The organism is Nostoc sp. FACHB-892, from assembly GCF_014698795.1.
Classification (GTDB): Bacteria; Cyanobacteriota; Cyanobacteriia; order Cyanobacteriales; family Nostocaceae; genus Nostoc.
In genome coordinates, this window is sequence record NZ_JACJTR010000003.1 from 39,699 (window position 1) to 58,083 (window position 18,385).

At 40.2% G+C, this 18,385-nt stretch carries 19 protein-coding genes; 8 read left to right on the forward strand and 11 right to left on the reverse strand.

Annotation, left to right across the window (positions count from 1 at the left end; translation table 11 throughout):
* Positions 1 to 213: 213 nt before the first annotated feature.
* From H6G96_RS04995 to H6G96_RS05015, 5 genes are read right to left on the reverse strand one after another with little or no spacing between them, the layout of a single operon-like run.
* Complete coding sequence (locus tag H6G96_RS04995) at positions 214 to 1,068, reverse strand: protein-glutamate O-methyltransferase CheR (RefSeq protein ID WP_190910411.1); 855 nt, start codon at positions 1,066 to 1,068, stop codon at positions 214 to 216.
* On the reverse strand, positions 1,068 to 2,129 hold the full coding sequence (locus H6G96_RS05000; protein WP_190910412.1) for a chemotaxis response regulator protein-glutamate methylesterase: 1,062 nt from the start codon (positions 2,127 to 2,129) through the stop codon (positions 1,068 to 1,070). Before H6G96_RS05000 ends, H6G96_RS04995 begins: the two co-directional genes overlap by 1 nt.
* Positions 2,130 to 2,140: 11 nt before the next feature.
* Positions 2,141 to 3,445, reverse strand: coding sequence for a HAMP domain-containing methyl-accepting chemotaxis protein (locus H6G96_RS05005; RefSeq protein ID WP_190910413.1), 1,305 nt, complete (start codon positions 3,443 to 3,445; stop codon positions 2,141 to 2,143).
* 17 nt (positions 3,446 to 3,462) lie between these two features.
* Complete coding sequence (locus H6G96_RS05010) at positions 3,463 to 3,933, reverse strand: chemotaxis protein CheW (protein ID WP_190910414.1); 471 nt, start codon at positions 3,931 to 3,933, stop codon at positions 3,463 to 3,465.
* Positions 3,926 to 6,178, reverse strand: a complete 2,253-nt coding sequence (locus H6G96_RS05015) for a chemotaxis protein CheA (protein ID WP_190910415.1) — start codon at positions 6,176 to 6,178, stop codon at positions 3,926 to 3,928. Before H6G96_RS05015 ends, H6G96_RS05010 begins: the two co-directional genes overlap by 8 nt.
* A 619-nt stretch (positions 6,179 to 6,797) precedes the next feature.
* On the opposite strand from H6G96_RS05015, the gene H6G96_RS05020 reads away from it, so the two are divergent.
* The 4 genes from H6G96_RS05020 (at position 6,798) to H6G96_RS05035 (ending at position 11,660) form a co-directional block, all read left to right on the forward strand.
* Positions 6,798 to 7,163 carry a response regulator gene (locus H6G96_RS05020; protein WP_190910416.1) on the forward strand — a complete coding sequence of 122 codons (366 nt, stop codon included), beginning with the start codon at positions 6,798 to 6,800 and terminating at the stop codon, positions 7,161 to 7,163.
* A gap of 6 nt (positions 7,164 to 7,169) precedes the next feature.
* Entirely contained in the window at positions 7,170 to 7,760 is a 591-nt protein-coding gene (locus tag H6G96_RS05025) for a chemotaxis protein CheC (protein WP_190910417.1), read from the forward strand.
* Between the two features lie 72 nt (positions 7,761 to 7,832).
* Positions 7,833 to 9,446: an ATP-binding protein gene (locus H6G96_RS05030; protein ID WP_190910418.1), complete on the forward strand. Its 1,614-nt coding sequence runs from the start codon at positions 7,833 to 7,835 to the stop codon at positions 9,444 to 9,446.
* Positions 9,447 to 10,016: 570 nt separating this feature from the next.
* A complete protein-coding gene (locus H6G96_RS05035) occupies positions 10,017 to 11,660 on the forward strand; it encodes a lipoxygenase family protein (protein ID WP_190910419.1) in 1,644 nt (547 codons plus the stop codon).
* A 239-nt stretch (positions 11,661 to 11,899) separates the two neighbouring features.
* Here H6G96_RS05035 and H6G96_RS05040 read toward each other — a convergent pair whose 3' ends face one another.
* Both H6G96_RS05040 and hemW read right to left on the reverse strand, forming a co-directional pair.
* A complete protein-coding gene (locus tag H6G96_RS05040) occupies positions 11,900 to 12,787 on the reverse strand; it encodes a UTP--glucose-1-phosphate uridylyltransferase (RefSeq protein WP_190910420.1) in 888 nt (295 codons plus the stop codon).
* 67 nt (positions 12,788 to 12,854) lie between these two features.
* Complete coding sequence (gene hemW, locus H6G96_RS05045; protein WP_190910421.1) at positions 12,855 to 14,036, reverse strand: radical SAM family heme chaperone HemW; 1,182 nt, start codon at positions 14,034 to 14,036, stop codon at positions 12,855 to 12,857.
* Between the two features lie 251 nt (positions 14,037 to 14,287).
* On the opposite strand from hemW, the gene H6G96_RS05050 reads away from it, so the two are divergent.
* Positions 14,288 to 15,364, forward strand: a complete 1,077-nt coding sequence (locus tag H6G96_RS05050; RefSeq protein WP_190910422.1) for a PIN/TRAM domain-containing protein — start codon at positions 14,288 to 14,290, stop codon at positions 15,362 to 15,364.
* 64 nt (positions 15,365 to 15,428) lie between these two features.
* Here H6G96_RS05050 and H6G96_RS05055 read toward each other — a convergent pair whose 3' ends face one another.
* On the reverse strand, positions 15,429 to 15,608 hold the full coding sequence (locus H6G96_RS05055) for a hypothetical protein (RefSeq protein ID WP_190910423.1): 180 nt from the start codon (positions 15,606 to 15,608) through the stop codon (positions 15,429 to 15,431).
* Positions 15,609 to 15,655: 47 nt separating this feature from the next.
* On the opposite strand from H6G96_RS05055, the gene H6G96_RS05060 reads away from it, so the two are divergent.
* On the forward strand, positions 15,656 to 15,913 hold the full coding sequence (locus H6G96_RS05060; protein WP_190910424.1) for a hypothetical protein: 258 nt from the start codon (positions 15,656 to 15,658) through the stop codon (positions 15,911 to 15,913).
* Between the two features lie 147 nt (positions 15,914 to 16,060).
* Here the strand turns inward: H6G96_RS05060 and H6G96_RS05065 are convergent, their stop codons facing one another.
* Positions 16,061 to 16,453, reverse strand: coding sequence for a VOC family protein (locus H6G96_RS05065; RefSeq protein ID WP_190910425.1), 393 nt, complete (start codon positions 16,451 to 16,453; stop codon positions 16,061 to 16,063).
* A 243-nt stretch (positions 16,454 to 16,696) separates the two neighbouring features.
* Between H6G96_RS05065 and H6G96_RS05070 the strand changes: the two genes are divergently transcribed.
* The gene (locus tag H6G96_RS05070; RefSeq protein ID WP_190910426.1) at positions 16,697 to 16,939 is read left to right on the forward strand and encodes a DUF433 domain-containing protein; all 243 of its coding nucleotides are present in this window, start codon (positions 16,697 to 16,699) and stop codon (positions 16,937 to 16,939) included.
* Positions 16,923 to 17,297 carry a DUF5615 family PIN-like protein gene (locus H6G96_RS05075; protein WP_190910427.1) on the forward strand — a complete coding sequence of 125 codons (375 nt, stop codon included), beginning with the start codon at positions 16,923 to 16,925 and terminating at the stop codon, positions 17,295 to 17,297. The genes H6G96_RS05070 and H6G96_RS05075 overlap by 17 nt, the downstream gene beginning before the upstream one ends.
* A 417-nt stretch (positions 17,298 to 17,714) precedes the next feature.
* On the opposite strand, the gene H6G96_RS05080 is transcribed toward H6G96_RS05075, so the two are convergent.
* A complete protein-coding gene (locus tag H6G96_RS05080; RefSeq protein WP_242063174.1) occupies positions 17,715 to 18,110 on the reverse strand; it encodes a type II toxin-antitoxin system VapC family toxin in 396 nt (131 codons plus the stop codon).
* Positions 18,107 to 18,307, reverse strand: a complete 201-nt coding sequence (locus H6G96_RS05085; protein WP_190910429.1) for a hypothetical protein — start codon at positions 18,305 to 18,307, stop codon at positions 18,107 to 18,109. Before H6G96_RS05085 ends, H6G96_RS05080 begins: the two co-directional genes overlap by 4 nt.
* Positions 18,308 to 18,385: the final 78 nt, after the last annotated feature.

The window sequence follows — 18,385 nt, forward strand, 5'->3', positions numbered from 1 at the left end:
CTGTCCATGTGTGTATGGTAAAACACTATTTTTCCGAAAAAGATAAATATATAATGTTTATATGATGTTTTTTATACTAAGGAATAATCATAAAATAATAAAGACTAATTATTTTTTTTGTAATGATACTAATTTGCTGGTCTTGGTTTGGAAATTATAATTGTTTAAGCGTATAGGTGACTGCAAACAAACAGCAGCCTGCTAATTTTTACCTCAATCGGCAATTTGAACTTCAGGATTGTGCAATCGATAGCAGATAGCCTTGTCAAATAAAACCCGCTTGAATGATTCATCTAGGCTGATAGTCGTTTCACCACTACCTAGAAACAAGTAGCCATCTGGTCTTAATTGCTGCTTAATTTTTTTTAGCAAGGCTTTCTTGGTAACAACATCAAAGTAGATTAGAACATTCCGTAAAAAGATAACGTCGAATTGCGGCAGAGATGACCAAGATTGCAAAAGATTCAACTGACGAAAATCAACCATCTGGCGGATTTGTTCCTTTATTTGCCAGTCAGTATCTAGCTTTTGAAAGTAGCGATCGCGAATATTTTTAGGTAATCCACGATTCATTTCAAGCTGGTTATAATGCCCTTCGCGGGCACGCGCTAAAACCTTAGTAGAAAAATCAGTCGCAATTAATTTTACAGGCCAATTGGGGAGCATGGGGAAATGTTCATTAATTAGTATGGCGATGCTATAAGGTTCTTGTCCATTAGAGCAGGCAGCACACCAAATGTTGAGCGATCGCTCACTTTCTCGTTGTTTAATTAACTCTGGTAGCACGTATTTTTTCAGTGCTTCAAAAGGGTGGCTATCACGGAAGAATGAGGTTTCGTTAGTGACTAGCGCCTCAATTGTCTGGACGTGAAGACTATTAAACGGGTGAGTTCGCAAGTAAGTAACCAAATCAGGAATGGAAGCAAATCCTGCCGATTCGATAATTGGCTGCAAATGTAACTCTGCTAAATAAGTTTTATCACCAAACAACACAACGGCTGAATGATGATGAACTAACTCCCGAAGATACTCAAAATCAGTACTGCTTACACCCATAATCTGTGTCATTACAGGTCTGAAGGAGGAACTTGATTCAAACGAATTCTGTGCATAATTTCATCTGCGATTTGGTTAAGTGGAAGAATTTTATTAGCAAGTCCGGCATTCACAACAAAACTAGGCATTCCCCACACGACGCTAGTAGCTTTATCTTGTGCAAGTACCTGTCCACCGGCTTCCCGTATGCACTGACAGCCATGCAACCCATCTTGCCCCATACCTGTGAGGATAACTGCGATCGCCCCACCTCCATAAACCCGTGCAACCGATCGCAACAGCACATCGACTGAAGGACGACAAGAATTTTCGGGGGATGCTTGATGGGTAACAAGTCGAACTCCAGTTTTGTCGCGTTGCACAATTAAATGAAAATCTCCTGGGGCAATCCAAGCATGCCCTGGTTTTAGTAGCTGTCCAGAAACCGCTTCATCTACTGGGATTTGACACTTGGAAGCTAATTGTTTAGCTAGTAGTTTCGTAAACATTGGCGGCATGTGTTGCACAATCACAATCGGCACTGATAAATCTGCTGGAAACTCCCTAAGCACTACAGCTAGAGCATTTGGGCCTCCCGTAGAAACCCCAATTGCCAGAACCTTCACCTGCTGTATATCGCTACGAACAGGAAAAATAACTGGATGGGTAATTGCGCTGGGTGTGAAAAATGTACCAAATACCTTAATTTTAGGAATTAAATCATCCCGAATATGTTGGGTTGCTGCCTCTACATTTCCTAAATTACTAGGTTTTGTGGCATAGTCTGAAGCACCTAAAGAAAGAGCTTCTAGAGTTGCGATCGCTCCACTCTGTGTGAAGGTACTATACATAATCACTGGTAAGCGTGGATATATTTTTCGGATAGCGGACAAGGTTTGCAAACCATCCATCTCCGGCATTTCAATATCCAGGATGATCACATCGGGATTAACATGGGAAATCTTGGCAAGGGCAATGCGACCGTTAGCCGCAACTCCTACCACCTCCAGCTCTGGATCGCTAGACAAAATTTTACTTACTCGACTCCGCACTACTACGGCGTCATCGACAATTAGTACCCGGATTTTGGGCATTAGGCATTCTGTTAATACTTGAACTGATTGACTACTTTCTGCAAATCTACTGCCATTCGAGATAGTTCTGTAGCTGCCTCTAATGTATTACTAGTTCCAGTAGTCGTACTTTGAGTATTGAGTGCCACAATTCCAATACTTTTAGCAATATCTGATGTTCCTTTGGCTGCCTCAGCCATATTTCGACCAATTTCATTGGTAGTTGCTGTTTGTTCCTCAATAGCACTGGCAATCGTGCTTTGGAAGTCGTTGATTTGATTGATAATACTAGTAATCTGAGTGATGGCTTGAACGGCGCTTTTTGTATCTGTCTGAATGGCTTCAATTCGCAAGCTTATATCTTCAGTCGCACTTGCCGTTTGTTTGGCTAATTCTTTCACCTCATTTGCGACTACGGCAAATCCTCTACCTGCATCCCCGGCTCTAGCCGCCTCAATCGTAGCATTGAGCGCTAGCAGGTTGGTTTGCCCTGCGATCGAGGTAATGACTTTAATAACTTTGCCAATTTCGATGCTGCTTTGACCGAGTTTATTAATTGTCTCATTGGTGCGGTCAGCCGTTTTAACTGCCTCTGTTGTCACCTTTGCTCCTTCAGTAACGGTCTTAGCAATTTCTCGAATGCTAGCATTCATCTCTTCCACGGCAGTCACTACTGTATTAGTATTCTGACTTACCTGCTCAGCTGAGGCAGACGCAGAAGTGGCTTGTTCAGCTGTTTGTTCGGCGTTCTCACTCATTTCTTTACTGACTGCGGTCAGTTCTTCTGCCGAAGACGCAACTGCTGTTGCCACCTCTGTCATCTGTCTGATTGAAGACTGTAGGCTGCTAATCATCTGATTTGCATTATCCGTCAGCTGCTTAAACTCTCCTGCATTGCTTGCCTCGATTTGCTTGGACAAATTTCCTTGAGCAACGGCAAGGCTGACCTCATTAATACCTTTTATCTGCTCTTTTAAATTTGTAGACATCTGATTCAAGTTGTCGAGCGATTCTTTCCAACTCCCACCTGCTGCTTTGACAACAGCTTGAGAACCAAGCTTTCCTTCAATACCAATCTCGGATGCCAAGCGATTAACTTCGTTAGCAAAGTTTTGATTTAAACTCACCAATTCATTAAAAACTGAGGTGATTTCACCCAGTTCATTATTCTCATCAGCTAAACGGACGGTAAAATCACCGTTTTTTGCCGCCTTAAGTGCTATTAGTAACGCTTGCAATTGCACTTTTATTACACTGTCATCGGTCGGTTGCGAATCTGCACTATCCACCGAGGAAGATTTAGAGTTGGCTGTTTTCCCAGCCCGATTTGTAGTCATTGCAAAGCGCTCCTGAATTATTCGATAATCGGATTTGTTAAATTAACATCTAGAATTTTCTCGGCATCTAGAACTAACAGAAATCCCTCTGGGAGCGGGTAAGCTCCTGCTAGCATCTGACGCATTCTACCTTTTAACGTTACGGGTGGGGGTTGAAAGGTGTTTTGTTCAAACTCTAAAACATCTCCCACATAATCGACCTTTAGACTGACTACTTCATGCTCAGAACACACAATGATATTAAATCCCTGCGGTTCATCTACAAGTTTTGTAGTTGATTGTGTCTGCGGTTCGCTCATCTCTAATCGACGCTGCAAATCGATGACAGTAATAATTTGTCCACGTAAATTAATCAATCCACAGATATCTGGTGATGCCAAAGGTACACGAGTCATTGCTTGTGGACGAATCACTTCTTGAACGTGTTGCACGTCAATACCAAAGTAAACTCCTTTGAGAAAAAATGTGCAAATTTGTTGTTCAGCCATGAGTCGCCAGTTGCAGCAAATGAGGGTTAGCAATCTGAATTACAGTCTCAATGTCAAGAATTTCTGTGATTTGTCCTTGAATTACAGCACAGAAAAGCACACCAGGTCTACTAGGAATACCTTTAATGGTTAGTGGTTCTTCCACAATATCAAGAATGCGATCAACCACTAGCCCAACGCTGAGTTCTGAGTATGGAGAGACAATAATTATCTGGAGCGTTTCTGCATCTGTTGCCAAAGCCTCATCTTTCAAGTGATTACGTTGGCGTAGCCCGCCGTTGGCGAAGCCTCTCGTAGAGAAGGCATCACAATTGCCAAATATCTTATAAAGATCAATTAGTGGCAGAATTTGACCGTAAGACTGAAAGACATTCTGATTACCGACTTTTTCGACAGCAGAAGCAAGAATCTCTTCGAGCCGATATGCGATCGCTAGTGGAATACCCATGCGTGCGCCTTGGGGGCCCTTAAACAGTAAAATTGTTTGGCGATCGCCTGCTTGCTCTTGGCTATTTGCAGCATTTTCGCTCAACAACTGCTTTTGTTTGGCGCTTATACCAGTTCGGTTTGCCAGACCGACAACATCAATAATTAATGCCACTGTGCCATCCCCTAAAACGGTAGCTCCTGCAAATAGGGATAGCGTCTTTAACTGTCTCCCTAAAGGTTTAACTACAATATCTTGAATGTCTTCAATTGTGTCTACGACCAGTCCAAAGCGATAATTATCAACTTGTACAATTACTAGACTGAGTGTTTCTAAGTTCCTGACAATATCCTGTTGCAATACTTCGTTGAGATAAATCAAGGGTACAAGATTACCGCGCAAGCGATACACAGGCACATCGTATAATACCTCAATGCTATTGAGTGCTTCTAGGCGTACTAGCTCTTGTAGACTCGCTTGGGGAATGGCATAGCAATAGCCTCCACTGGTAACAATCAATGCTGGAATAATTGCCAATGTTAACGGAATCTTGATTTTGAAAGTCGTTCCTTGTCCCTGTTGGCTATAAATTTCAACCGTTCCGTTAATCTTCTCAATATTGCTCTTGACAATATCCATCCCAACCCCGCGCCCGGAAAGGTAAGTCACCTGTTCGGCAGTCGAGAAGCCAGATAAAAAAATTAAGTTCATCGCTTCTGATTCGCTCATGGTTGCAGCCTGCATAGCGTTCACTAAACCAAGTTGCTGCGCTCGCCCTTTGAGCCGTTCTAAATTCAGACCGCGACCATCATCACCAATTTCAATATTGACTTTGCCGCTTTCGTGAAAGGCTCTGAGAAATAGCCTTCCTAAGCTTGGCTTTCCACAAGCAACCCGCTCGGCTGGTAATTCAATCCCATGATCGATGCAGTTGCGTACTAAGTGTGTCAAGGGGTCTTTAATTGTTTCAATAATACTTTTGTCTAGTTCAGTATCTGCCCCCTCCATCTCCACCTCAACTTCTTTACCGGAAGCGATCGCTAAATCGCGGGTGACGCGAGGTAACTTTTGCCAAATGGAACTAATTGGTTGCAGTCGAGTTTTCATCACCCCTTCCTGCAACTGGGCTGTAAGTAGGCTCAGGTGCTGGCAAGTAGTAGCAAAACTATTATCCTTAAATTTTGTACTAAATCCGATTATCTGATTACGAGCTAAAACGAGTTCACCCACTAGATTCATCATCTGATCTAGCAGATTGACATTGACTCGGATATAAGCAGATTCTGATGTTGTCGTTGATATTTCTGTGAGTTCGTTATTGACAGACTCACCACCTGCTGTATCTTTTTGTGGCGTTTGTGTATTAACAACAGGCTCATGCGAATGAGAGGGTTTTGGAGTCTGTTTCGTTTCTGACAATCGGGTTAATGCCCCGATCAGTGCTGAATAATCGCGTAGGCGCAGCCCGTCGTAGACATCGCCATCATGCTTTGTAGCTTGAATTTGAGACAGGATTTGCCGAATGCTGTCAACTGTTTGTAGTAAAGTACTAATAATGTCAGGGGTGATTGCGATCGTGCGATCGCGCAGACACGAGAGCAAATTCTCTCCAGCATGAGCAAGTGATTCCAAATTAGGAAACGGTAAAAAGCCGCAATTCCCTTTAAGCGTATGGAGTGAGCGATAAATCCGAACTAATGCTTCTCCATCACTAGATGCTTTCTCTAGCTCAATAATATCGCCTTCAATTTGATTCAAGTTCTCATAGCTTTCAACAAGAAATGCTTCTATATCATCGTCAATTTCATTTAACTCCATCGGTTAATAAAGTAAAAATTTATATATCTTATATTTTAATACTAATTTAATATTAAACCTCAGCAATCTCTATCTAAAGAGAGATGTTTGTATTTTTTCAGGCTGAAGACATAATATTTACCTTAATGATATAGTTGAGAGATAGGCAATGTTATCGTTGCTATTCAACTTAAAGTTTCAAAAATGGTCGTCGTCAAGACAGACAATCTTAACAAGTGCAAACAATGCAATCATCAGTTTCTCAAATCCTAACAACCTTGGTAATACTCAAACCATGTCAAGCAGCTATGCCTCAAAATGCATCTTAATGGCATGAGCCTGCGAGAAATCGACCGTCTAACCGATATCCACCACACAATAATTTTGCATTGGCAAAGGATAAGAAAGCTGGCATTAGATCGGATTTCAAACACTTAACAAATTTTAAAAGCTTCTATTATTAATAATTTTAGCTCCACAGCATTATAGTTTCAGCGAGTTTGATAATTTTTCCGAAACTATTATTGATAATTGTAAAATTATATTTATTTATTCTTTAATTTATTCATTTCAATTAATAATATAGGCTAATTAGTCTAAATCGAAAATTATTAAGCTAAAGCATAAAAGGACAAAACTGATGGCAATGGTTTTGATTATCGATGATGCAGCTTTTTCTCGCAGAATGATTCGTAAGTTTCTGCAAATCGATGGTTATGAAATTATCGAAGCAGCTAATGGGCGTGAGGGATTAGAAATGGTTGATAACCATAAGCCAAATTGTGTATTAGTGGATCTTTTAATGCCAGATATGAATGGGTTTGAATTTTTGAAAGCTATGCAAGATAAAGAATTAAAAATTCCGACCATTATCATTTCTGCCGATATCCAAGAAGGGGCACGCAATCAAAGCTATAACCTGGGCGCAGTCAACTTTATTAATAAACCGCCGAAAGAAAGTGAATTGCGAAAGGCAGTCCAGGAAGTTATTGATACCAAGGAATAAGTTTTCATGAATGTGACAGCAGAAGAACTAGATGCCCTACAAGAGTTAATTAATATTGGAGTTGGTCGAGCAGCAAGTCTACTTAATGAAATGGTTGACTCTCACATTCGTCTGAAAATTCCGGTTGTTAAAGTCTTAACTGCTAACGAAGCATATCAAGAATTAACAAAACGATTTCAGGATGATACTTTGGCAGCTGTAAAACTACGCTTTGCAGGCTCTTTTTATGGCACTGCTAGCTTAATTTTTCCAACTGAAAGCGCATCAACATTGGTTGCAGTGCTTACAGGTGAAAAGCCAGGATCGGCTGACCTAGATGCAGTTAAAATTGGCACACTGAGCGAGATTGGGAACATTGTTATAAATGGGGTAATGGGTTCACTCAGTAATGTGCTAAAAAGGCATCTAAACTATACATTGCCCGTTTATTTAGAAGATACTCTTGAAAATTTATTATTATCTGCATACGAAAGCGATTCAAAAATATTACTGGCACAAGCTAGTTTCACAATTGAACGCTTAGAAATTATCGGAGATATTATTTTAATATTTCTGGTCGGCACTTTTGATGCGCTCATCAATGCAATGAATGAGTAAAATCGGAATAATCCAATAATATAATTATAGTAAAAATAATTTAAATAAATCTTAAAAAAAATTGATAACGCAATGAATATAATTGAACAAGCTCAGGAAAAATTTAGCCTTTTAGATAAAATTCCCTTAGGAGCTTTTGTTCTACAATCAGATTATATTGTTATCTTCTGGAACTCCTGTTTAGAGGAATGGACAAAAATTCCGAAAAGTAAAATTTTGGGAATTTCTATTCAGGAATATTTTCCTCATCTGAATCAACCTCGTTACGCTAGCCGTTTGTACCAAATTTTTCAAGGCGGGCCTCCGACAATTTTTTCTTCTCAACTGCATAAATATATCATTCCAGTACCTCTATCCAAAGATAAATACCGCATTCAACACACAACTGTTACTGCTGTATCTGCGTTGCATGGAGATGGATTTTATGCTCTTTTTTCAATTGAAGATTTGACAGATTTAACATTCCGAGTTCAGGAATATAAAAACCTCCGCGATCAGGCTCTAGCAATAGCAGAAGAACGCCAACTAGCTAAAGAAGTTGCTGAGAAAGCAAACCGTATAAAAGATGAATTTTTAGCAATTGTTTCTCATGAACTTCGTTCTCCTCTTAATCCAATTTTGGGGTGGGCAAAGCTACTAAAAAATCGCTCATTAAACGAAGCTACTACTGTGCGTGCCCTGGAAACCATCGAACGAAATGCTGAATTACAGGCTCAGTTGATTGAAGATTTGTTAGATATCTCTCGCATTCTCCAGGGCAAGTTAGCACTTAATTTAGAAAGGGTTAATCTTGTTTTTACTGTTCAAGCTGCTTTAGAAACAGTGCAATTAGCAGCAGAAGCAAAGTCCGTTCAAATTAATGTTCATTTGGATACAGGAATCGGACAGGTAAAGGGTGATAGTAGCCGTATTCAACAAATTATTTGGAATTTGCTCTCTAACGCCGTTAAATTCACACCATCCGGCGGACAGGTAGAAGTCTACTTAAAACAGATTAATTCTGAGGTACAGCTGAGAGTTAGTGACACAGGTAAAGGTATTAGTCCTGACTTTCTGCCATACGTATTTGAGTATTTCCGTCAGGCAGATAGTAGTACAACCCGAAGTTTTGGTGGACTAGGACTTGGTCTAGCGATTGTGCGCCAACTTGTCGAGTTACATGGCGGTACAGTTTCAGCAGAGAGCTTAGGAGAAGGACAAGGCGCGACGTTTACAGTTTGCCTACCCGTATTTCAACATTTGGAATTAGGAAAGGAAAATAACAATTTATCAGATGATTTGTATCCATCCTGTATGCTTTATGCTCCACTAGAAGGAATACGTTTGTTAATTGTAGATGATAACGCTGATACGCGTGAGTTTCTGGCTTTTTTATTAGAACAGCAGGGAGCAATCGTGACGATCGCAGCATCTGCCAATGAAGCACTGACTGCAATTATGCAGTCAAAGCCAGATTTGCTGTTAAGCGATTTAGGTATGCCAGATGTTGACGGTTATACTTTGATCAGAAAGTTACGAGCAATGCCCGCCAATTTAGGTGGACAAATTCCCGCGATCGCTCTCAGTGCTTACGCCGCAGAAACCACACAAAAACAAGTTTTTACAGCCGGATTTCAACTCCATATTGCGAAACCAGCCGATCCTGCTAAACTGGTAGCTGCGATCGCAGCACTTGTTAGGAACTAATGTATCCAAGTAGCAGGAATCGCCTGTAGCGATCGCTGGTACTACCGTCGATAAATTTAAGAATGACCCCCAGCAGTTTTGATTATAAGTGAAGAATTTTTACAAAATATAGATACTCTGCATAAAAACAATAAGTAACCTTGATTCATACTTAACGTTAACATTTCAAAAGTATAGATTTTGCAGTTTACGGACAGGTACTAATAAACACTGTTAAATAATTTATGTAGAATTTTAAATTCCAGATTTTAGAAGTCAAAATAACAAGGCTTTGAAATCTAAATTTAATAATTTTATTGCAATCATTCAACTATTACCACATAGTTTTGTAGGTATTATTGATTGCGACGACTAACTATTAAACGCTTACAAGTTTATTAATTTTTATACTTGTGTCAAAGTTGTATAAGATGATTTAGCGAATGTTGTTTTGTACAACAATCATATGAATACTTTTAAAGTGCTATTGCAGTTTTCAAAATTAAATGCCAAGCTTGCTGAGTAAGTTATCTAGGGAAATATAGCTAACTTACTTGTTATTGTTCTTACTTTAAACTTGGATAAACATTTATGAAACCATGCCTTCCCCAAAATGATACTGACCCTACGAAACGCAAAAGTTTGCTAGAGCGCAACCAAGGAGAGTATGAATTTGATCACGACTTTTTAGCGCCTATGGCGATGCTTAAAGATGTACCCTTTAGCGAAAATTTTTCTACTAAGTATATTGCTGAACGCACAGTAGAGTCGGCAGAGCTTCCAATAAATATGTTGGCGGTTAAAACCCGTTCTTTATGGGATCCTTTAGATGAATTGCAAGACTATGAAGACTATTTTCCAGTTTTGCCTAGACCTAATGTCATCAAAACATACCAAACTGATGACTCTTTTTGTGAACAACGGCTTTGTGGGGTAAATCCTCTTGTTTTACGCCGAATTCAGCAGATGCCACCTGGCTTTGCATTTACCATTTTAGAACTGCAAGAAAAGTTTGGTGACTCTATCAACTTAGTAGAAAAGCTTGCAAATGGAAATTTATATGTAGCTGATTATAGAGCGCTTGCATTTGTTAAAGGAGGTAATTACGAGAGAGGTAAAAAGTATTTACCAACCCCTATAGCTTTCTTTTGTTGGCGCAGTTCTGGTTTTAGCGATCGCGGTCAACTTGTACCTATTGCTATCCAAATAAACCCTACAGATGGTAAACAGAGTCAGCTAATTACACCTTTTGATAGCCCTTTAACCTGGTTTCATGCCAAGCTTTGTGTTCAAATTGCTGATGCTAACCATCATGAAATGAGTAGCCATCTTTGCCGAACTCACTTTGTTATGGAACCCTTTGCTATTGTCACAGCCCGTCAACTAGCCGAAAACCATCCCCTCAACTTACTACTAAAACCCCACTTCCGTTTCATGTTGGCTAATAATGACTTAGCACGTAAGCGCCTAGTTAATAGAGGCGGCCCTGTTGACGAATTGCTAGCTGGAACTTTGCAAGAGTCATTACAAATTGTCGTCAACGCCTATGAAGAATGGAGCTTAGATCAGTTTTCTTTACCTACTGAACTAAAAAATCGGGGTGTGGATGATCCAGATAAGTTACCTCACTATCCTTATCGAGACGATGGTTTGCTATTATGGAATGCAATTAAAAAGTTTGTGTCTGAATACTTGAAGCTATACTACAAAACTCCTCAAGACTTAACAGCAGACTTTGAATTACAAGCTTGGGCGCAGGAATTAGTTTCCCAATCAGGCGGACGAGTCAAGGGTGTTCCTAACCGCATCGAAACATTAAACCAATTAGTTGACATTGCTACTGCGGTTATCTTCACCTGTGGACCGCAGCACGCTGCTGTTAACTATCCGCAATATGAATATATGACTTTTATGCCCAATATGCCCCTTGCTGCTTATAGACAAATGACAGCAGAAGGCACTATTCCTGACCGCAAAAGCCTATTATCATGTCTACCACCGTCGAAGCAAACTGCTGACCAATTGTCGATTTTATTCATTCTGTCAGCCTACCGTTATGACAGACTAGGCTACTATGACAATAAGTTTGTAGACCCAGAGGCTCAAGATATTTTAGTTACATTTCAGCAGGAGTTGAACGAAGTAGAGCGTAAAATTGAGTTGAACAACAAGAGTCGTTTAATAAATTACAACTATCTGAAACCAAGGCTTGTTACCAATAGCATCAGCGTATAACTGAATAGTATTTCATTTAACGGAATTCCGGAAGTCCCTACTCTCGACTCTTAGCTCGACTTCATCCAAAATTAAGAGCTTGGTTCTTTTAATACGGTAAAACCCTAGCTTTTTGGCAAAAACTTTTTCCATGTGAAAACTAAAAAGTAAAACTACTGTTTTACAAAGCTTTCTGCGTCAGCTTGAGCGTTGCCAGAAAATCGATAAGGTCGAGCTTAGTAGTCTTTTTATTTAACTAATTATAAATTTCTAAAATCAATCATTGTCTGACGATAAGCATCTGACAATCCTGTATCAAAACACTTACCTTTAACAACATATCCTGTCATTCCCTCTTCCTGACACAATCTCTCAAGACAAGAAGTTAACTGAAATTCACCTCGTTCTCGAAAATTTTGGTTGATATGTTCTGCTAGAAAGTCAAAAATTTTCGGTGTAAGTAAATATAAACCGAATATACATAAAAACTCATTTTCTGCCATTCCCTCTACACGTAAATGCTGTTGTGCATACTCAATAGTAGGTTTTTCATAAAGTTGTGTAACTTCTATAATCGAGTTTAACTCTTGCCAAACTCCTGTTACACACCCGGCTGTATGAAGAATTTCTGCTGGCTTTGTAGTTAAGCTAACAACACTTTGATTAACTTGTGTATAAACATTTAAAACTTGACTAGCACAAGATTTTTCAATGTCAGATGCATAAATGTGGTCGCCTAACATGAGCAAAAACGGCTCATTTTGCACCCAATCCTTGGCACAAAATACCGCATGACCATAGCCTAATTGCTCCTCTTGCAATAATATGGTAATTCTACTACCTAAATCTTCAAGATATCGGCTATATTCTTGATTTTGCGGTGAAAGTTTATCGAAAAATTCTTTTTTAGGTGGATTTTTTAATAAATTTTCAAATATTTCTCTATCATCCGGCTGCGCCACAATCCCAACTTCTGTAATTCCAGCACTTATTGCTTCTTCAATAATTGCGAGAATGACCGGTTTTGCCCTACCATCTCGATCAATGATCGGGAAAAGTTCTTTTTTCACAACTTTGGTAGCTGGAAACAAACGAGTGCCAAAACCAGCTACTGGAATCACAGCTTTTCTAACTTTATTTTTTTGCATAAATCGTTACTCCTCATCAGCTTTAAACCTCCCCTCCTCTCTGCGTCCTCCGCGCCTCTGCGGTTTGTTACCCCAACTTTTCAAACAAATCCGCCAAAATTACATTAGAAAACAAAAACCCTTGGGGATCAATCAAACGCAACCTTCCTTCTACAACTTCCACCCAACCTTTCTCAAAATATCCTTGCAAACACTGGCAAATTTCTTCAACCTTCTCTTCCCCAAACCCCTGCACTAACGCCGCTAAACTTAAACCCTCCGCCAAACGCAACCCCAGCATTAACGTTTCTAACAATACTTCGTTTAGGGGAGTCACATCACAATCAATCACACCGCCAGCTTGCACCCACTGGTAATACTCCCTAGTCTTGCGCGGACGGGTGAAGCGCTTCCCGTCAACATAACTCGCCGCACCCATACCAAAGCCATAATAAGGACAGTTTTCCCAATAGACTCGATTATGCCTACACTGATGGCCAGGTTGAGCATAATTGGAAATTTCATAATGCTCATAACCTGCACCAGTCAAAACTTGCTGCCCCATCTGGTACATTTGGACTGTAGCTTCATCCGTAGGCAAAGGAGTATCACCCGGTTTGTAGTAACGACCAAAAGCTGTACCTGGTTCGATGGTAAGATCATAGATAGAAATGTGAGTGGGTACAAGCTCCACTGCTTTTTCTAGGGAATCCTGCCATTGATCCAAAGACTGATGCGGCAACCCGGAAATTAAGTCTAAGCTAAATTCGGGAATCTCGACTTGGTGAATTAGTTCCACAGCTGCAAAAATATCCTCAACTGAGTGCGATCGCCCCGCCCTTTGCAATAATTCTGATTGAAAGGCTTGTACACCTAAACTTACTCGGTTCACACCCGCATTGCGATAGCCTGCTATATGTGGTAAATCAAAGGTGGCTGGGTCAATTTCCATAGAAATTTCTGCCCCAGAGGCAATACCAAAATGCTTCTCTAACTCTGTTACTATCCGTTGTAGTTGCTCTATTGATAGCAGCGAAGGAGTACCGCCACCAAAGAAAATTGTCTTTAGAGGTTGGCCAAATGCTGGTGTAATGGCAATTTCTTGACATAGTACCTCAACATATTGGGAGATAGTACCAGATGTTTCGCCCCGCAAGCGATCGCCCACAACAGACACCGGGAAATCACAATAAAAACACCGCCGTCTGCAAAAGGGAATATGCACATAAGCAGAACTCGCAATTCCAGAAATACTAAATTTTTGACTCATTTTGAGAAAAGTTTTAAGTTAAGCCAACTGCGAATTAAAAACAGTGAAAATGAATAGTTTATTTACAATTTTTTGCGGTTTTACAACAAAATAATGAAAAATATTAAGATAAAAGCCTTTAGTTATAATAAATGCAGATATTGCCCTACTAAACCCTTAGTGTAAGTCAATATTGATTAGTTTATCTTACCGATGAAATAAAAAATACTTAACTTTATCGGTGAACACAGTTGCAGGAAAACAAGACAACCATGCTTGACGCCATTATTATTTTCTCATTTATCTTAGCAGCGTCGGGAATAGGGTTCTACAGCATCGAACTACTACCCAATGGCACGCTAGATCAAGTAACAAATCTTGAAGCTTTACGCTTAATTGTTGCCGTCTTTGCCGCTATTATTGGTGGTGCGATCGGGCTGAGTTTCCAGACGACATATCGTCGCCTAGAGTCACAAATCAAAGAAATGCCTCTGGAAGTGATCTTAACTCGTGCGATCGGCTTAGTGATTGGGCTATTGCTAGCTAACCTGATGCTAGCCCCACTATTTTTGCTACCCATCCCGGCAGATTTTGGATTTATTAAGCCACTAGTGGCAGTCGTCGGCAGTATTATCCTCTCCGTCACTGGCATGAATTTGGCAGACACCCACGGGCGAGGCTTATTACGGTTTATTAATCCCAACACCGTCGAATCGATGGTAGTGGAAGGAACGCTAAAACCAGCCAATACCAAAGTTTTAGACACCAGTTGCATTATCGATGGTCGCATTGAAGCGTTATTAGAAACAGGGTTTTTGGAAGGGCAAATTCTTGTACCGCAGTTTGTCTTGCAAGAACTCCAACAAGTAGCGGATGCTAGTAAAGATCAAAAGCGAGTGCGGGGAAGGCGAGGACTAGAAATTCTCAACCGCATTAAAGAACAATATCCCGATCGCATCGTGATTAATACAATTGACTACGAAGATATTCCCACAGTGGACGCTAAGTTAGTACGTTTCGCCCAAGAAATTAGCGGTACATTGCTAACTAACGACTACAACTTGTCTAAAGTCGCCAGTGTTCAGAAAGTACCTGTTTTGAATGTGAATGATTTAGTAAATGCCGTCCGTCCTAGTTATTTACCTGGCGACAACCTGGATTTAAAAATTCTCAAGGAAGGCAAAGAACCCAGTCAAGGCATTGGCTACTTAGATGACGGCACAATGGTAGTCGTTGAAGAAGGCAGCAGTTATGTGGGTGGTGAATTGCGAGTAGTAGTTACCAGTGCTTTGCAAACCACCGCAGGAAGAATGATTTTTGCCAAACCCCAAGCTTCAGCATTGGCGTGAGGGAAATGTCCGGTGCAATTAAATATAAATTGTGCAATCGGTGCAGTCAACCTGCACCGATTATTTATTTGGAATCACCAGACTCAGTTACCTGCAAATACTGTAACTGCTCAATAGATAACCCTGTCAACCTTGCTATTTGTTCTAATGGCATACCAGTATTAAAAAGATTGCTTGCCACTTCAAGTAAAGCTTCAGCTTTGCCTTCTTCTAAAATATCTTGATAAATCACTGACTCGCGCATAATATCTGACCTCAAAACTCGTCTGATAACCTCTTTGGTCTAGCAAGATGCAAATAACAGAAGCAAAACTTACAACATACAAGGAATTTGCAGCCACAACAGGAGAGTACAAATCATCAATTTCTAACAACCGGATGGTGTGGATAGTGAGTGGTTTTGTCCAAGGTGAGTTAAGAATGTCTAGAGGTAGAAGTGTCTGTACTGATAACGCTAAACTTGTGGAACTAATGGATGCAGAAACTGGCGATTCTTTTGGTAGAAGTATTTACTGTCCCCCAAACAACGTGATAAATTTTATGCCGTGAATTTGACGCATAAATGGAGGGATACTATAAAAAACATATCTTAAAGCGATCGCTTCTACAAGAGTTGTGAATATACCAATTTGGATAGAAATAAGCCGTAATTCTGCGCTTCATTATCTATAGTAATGGCAAGTTCGTCCGTCAGCACTAAGTTGAATGCTCATAAATCTCTAACGGCAAATTATCTGGGTCTTTAAAAAAAGTAAATTTTTTATTTGTAATCTCATCAACTCTGATATTTTCTACCTCCACTCCTTTCGATTTTAAATAAAAAACAGTTTCCTCAACATCATCAACTTTAAAAGCAAGATGTCTTAAACCACAAGCCTCCGGTTTACTAGGCCGTTGTGAAGGATTTGGGAAAGAAAATAGCTCTATTTCAGCATTTTCTCCAACTCGCAAATCTAATTTATAAGAATTTCTCTCGGCGCGAAAAGTCTCTTGAATAATCGGAAATCCTAAAACTTCCACATAAAATTTTTTGGAGCGATCATAGTCAGAACAAATAATAGCTACATGATGAATGCCTGTAGTTTTCATGTGTACTTCTCAAGCTAACAACCATTTACCTGTAGCACTTTTAGCAGATTTTTGCTAGTTTTTGCTAGATAAGGGCTTTAGCAAAGTGCTAATCTGGAAAATGCAGACCTTGATGCCATCAGCCTTAAAGACGCTGATTTATTTGGAGTAATATTGATCACTGTAGATTCAGATTATAACTACTACATTTTGGTATGAAGCAATATACAACGATGATTTTCATAAGGAGATAGGGTTACTTCCATGAAATTAGATCGCATCACCAGCAATCCCAATCGCATGAATGGACAGCCCTCTATTCGTAATCTTCGCCTTACCGTTCGTCGGGTGATTGAGTTATTAGCTACCTACCCTAATCGAGAAGAACTGCGCCAGGAGTTTCCCGAATTAGAAGATGAAGATATTCAGCAAGCCTTAATTTTTGCATCGTCCTACTTGGACGATCGCATCATTGAACTACCCAACCGCTATGAAACTGTTGCTTGATCAGGGATTACCACTCTCTGCGGCAGCATTGCTACGTGATGCAGGTATCGACACTATCCATGTGGGTGAAATTGGGATGTCTGAAGCTGAAGATGCAGAAATCATCCAGAGAGCTAGAGAAGAGAAACGTGTTGTTGCTACACTCGATGCAGATTTTCATACATTGCTGGCGCTAACGCAAGCAACTACTCCTTCAGTCATTCGTATTCGTATTGAAAGGTTACGTTCTCAAGCATTAGCGCATCTGTTGCTGGCGGTAATCGCTGAGTGTGAAGAGGATTTGGAACAAGGAGCAGCCGTTACAGTTGAGCCAAGCCGTATTCGTATCCGTCGTTTACCGTTGTTGCCTGATGTCTAAGCGATCGCATATTTAACTTAAATTTATATTAAATCAGCAAAAAGGCTTATTGCTTTCTCAAAACTTCATATTTAATAAGCAAAAAGCCATATTGCTTACTCAAAATGGTGTTTTACTTTCTCAAACCTCAGTTTGCTTGTTTATTTAAGTAATTTCCGCATTCATTTTAGTATATCGTTAAGCCGTTAGCTTGCGATGCCTGCGGCGGGCGTAGCCATCGCTTCATTCAGCAAGAATCTCTCAACAGCTTACTATTACTGGTGACTATGCTAGCTCGTTAGTTAAATATAAGTGATTGACAAAGGTTTTAAGCGATGAACCAGATATTAAAAATCAAGGCTGAACACATTTATCGAAATATGACTATCGCCTTGTTGCAATTTCGCCTCGGCTAACTGGGTTTGGCGATACTTCGTTTTATTTGAGGTCGGGAATTACCTGAATAAATCCAGTCTGAAAAGCTTTATCGTAGGTTATTACAGGTAAACTTTCGATTTCAGCCTGAGCCATGATCATGCGATCAAAGGGATCTCGGTGGGCGATCGGTAGGCTTCCTGCTCTGAGTGCATGGGCTGTAGTGATAGCAAGTTCGAGAAATTTAGCCTGATGCAATATCTGTGAATATTGCTCAACAAGTTGTTTAGCTTCGGGTAGTTTACCCATGCGGTATTTGGTGGCGATTTCCCAAGCAGAAGCACTGCTGACAATAATGCGATGATCTGGGTTGCGAATGATGTCTCGGCAGTCAGTGTGGAGTTTTGGGTCGTCAAAGAGCCACCACAGCAGAATATGGGTGTCGATGAGGTAGCTCATTCCCATTGCTGGAGTTCATCTTCTGGCAGTGGTTCAAAGAAAGCATCGCCGAGTTTTCCTTTCAATAAACCAGGGGTGCGGGGTTGTGTACGTTCTTGACTTAAACCTAGCCGAAAGTAGTGAATTAGGTCATAAATTTCTGCTAGTTTGTCTTCAGGAATATCTTGCAATTCTTGGACAATCTTCTGGATCAGCATAAGTCAAACTCTTCGCTGGTTGTTAATCAATAAGTTAAGAATATGCCACTACTTTGTTGCTCAATTGAGGAATAGAAT

Coding starts and splice junctions, on each gene's coding strand:
- H6G96_RS04995 (WP_190910411.1), bottom strand. CDS start 1,068: ATGACACAGATTATGGGTGTAAGCAGTACTGATTTTGAGTATCTTCGG.
- H6G96_RS05000 (WP_190910412.1), bottom strand. CDS start 2,129: ATGCCCAAAATCCGGGTACTAATTGTCGATGACGCCGTAGTAGTGCGG.
- H6G96_RS05005 (WP_190910413.1), bottom strand. CDS start 3,445: ATGACTACAAATCGGGCTGGGAAAACAGCCAACTCTAAATCTTCCTCG.
- H6G96_RS05010 (WP_190910414.1), bottom strand. CDS start 3,933: ATGGCTGAACAACAAATTTGCACATTTTTTCTCAAAGGAGTTTACTTT.
- H6G96_RS05015 (WP_190910415.1), bottom strand. CDS start 6,178: ATGGAGTTAAATGAAATTGACGATGATATAGAAGCATTTCTTGTTGAA.
- H6G96_RS05020 (WP_190910416.1), top strand. CDS start 6,798: ATGGCAATGGTTTTGATTATCGATGATGCAGCTTTTTCTCGCAGAATG.
- H6G96_RS05025 (WP_190910417.1), top strand. CDS start 7,170: ATGAATGTGACAGCAGAAGAACTAGATGCCCTACAAGAGTTAATTAAT.
- H6G96_RS05030 (WP_190910418.1), top strand. CDS start 7,833: ATGAATATAATTGAACAAGCTCAGGAAAAATTTAGCCTTTTAGATAAA.
- H6G96_RS05035 (WP_190910419.1), top strand. CDS start 10,017: ATGAAACCATGCCTTCCCCAAAATGATACTGACCCTACGAAACGCAAA.
- H6G96_RS05040 (WP_190910420.1), bottom strand. CDS start 12,787: ATGCAAAAAAATAAAGTTAGAAAAGCTGTGATTCCAGTAGCTGGTTTT.
- hemW (WP_190910421.1), bottom strand. CDS start 14,036: ATGAGTCAAAAATTTAGTATTTCTGGAATTGCGAGTTCTGCTTATGTG.
- H6G96_RS05050 (WP_190910422.1), top strand. CDS start 14,288: ATGCTTGACGCCATTATTATTTTCTCATTTATCTTAGCAGCGTCGGGA.
- H6G96_RS05055 (WP_190910423.1), bottom strand. CDS start 15,608: ATGCGCGAGTCAGTGATTTATCAAGATATTTTAGAAGAAGGCAAAGCT.
- H6G96_RS05060 (WP_190910424.1), top strand. CDS start 15,656: ATGCAAATAACAGAAGCAAAACTTACAACATACAAGGAATTTGCAGCC.
- H6G96_RS05065 (WP_190910425.1), bottom strand. CDS start 16,453: ATGAAAACTACAGGCATTCATCATGTAGCTATTATTTGTTCTGACTAT.
- H6G96_RS05070 (WP_190910426.1), top strand. CDS start 16,697: ATGAAATTAGATCGCATCACCAGCAATCCCAATCGCATGAATGGACAG.
- H6G96_RS05075 (WP_190910427.1), top strand. CDS start 16,923: ATGAAACTGTTGCTTGATCAGGGATTACCACTCTCTGCGGCAGCATTG.
- H6G96_RS05080 (WP_242063174.1), bottom strand. CDS start 18,110: ATGAGCTACCTCATCGACACCCATATTCTGCTGTGGTGGCTCTTTGAC.
- H6G96_RS05085 (WP_190910429.1), bottom strand. CDS start 18,307: ATGCTGATCCAGAAGATTGTCCAAGAATTGCAAGATATTCCTGAAGAC.